The organism is Paenibacillus sp. J23TS9, from assembly GCF_018403225.1.
Classification (GTDB): Bacteria; Bacillota; Bacilli; order Paenibacillales; family Paenibacillaceae; genus Paenibacillus_AQ.
Map to the genome: position 1 here is coordinate 1 of NZ_BOSG01000019.1, position 596 is coordinate 596.

A 596-nucleotide genomic window follows, 5' to 3' on the forward strand; every position below is an offset into this window, starting at 1 on the left:
GGGAGCCAGCCGCCGAAGGTGGGGTAGATGATTGGGGTGAAGTCGTAACAAGGTAGCCGTATCGGAAGGTGCGGCTGGATCACCTCCTTTCTATGGAGAATCGTTTCCCGAGTGGAAACATTCAAATTTAAAATCTAGCCAGGTCGGCTAGTTCTCACTCGTTGCTCAGTTTTGAGAGTTCAAACTCTCACATATGATTTCCAGAACTTGCTTGGTGACGAGTGAAACTGGAAGTGGTATGATATAAGTCCGGCCTTAAAACCGGCATTGATCCTTGAAAACTAGATAACGAAACGAATTTGCGTTTTAGAAATATCCTTTTAGCTGCTTGTGTCAATTTATTGACCAAGTAACAAAAGTAGCAGCGAAAGATTCGTGACAGGTGATCCTTTGTGAGATAGTTTCCACCTTGGTTTATTCCAATCAAGAAACTGGCGAGCAACAGAGCACATGGCGCGAAACTTGAGCGAATGGTTAAGCTACTAAGAGCACACGGAGGATGCCTAGGCACTAGGAGCCGAAGAAGGACGTGGCGAACAACGATACTGCCCCGGGGAGCTGTAAGCAAGCATTGATCCGAGGATGTCCGAATGGGG

General features: G+C 47.0%; 2 rRNA genes. Both read left to right on the top strand.

The annotated features are described in order from the left end of the window. Positions 1-90, top strand: a 16S ribosomal RNA gene (locus tag KJS65_RS29500); the annotation flags it as partial. 382 nt (positions 91-472) lie between these two features. After that, positions 473-596: ribosomal RNA gene (locus KJS65_RS29505) — 23S ribosomal RNA — on the top strand; the annotation flags it as partial.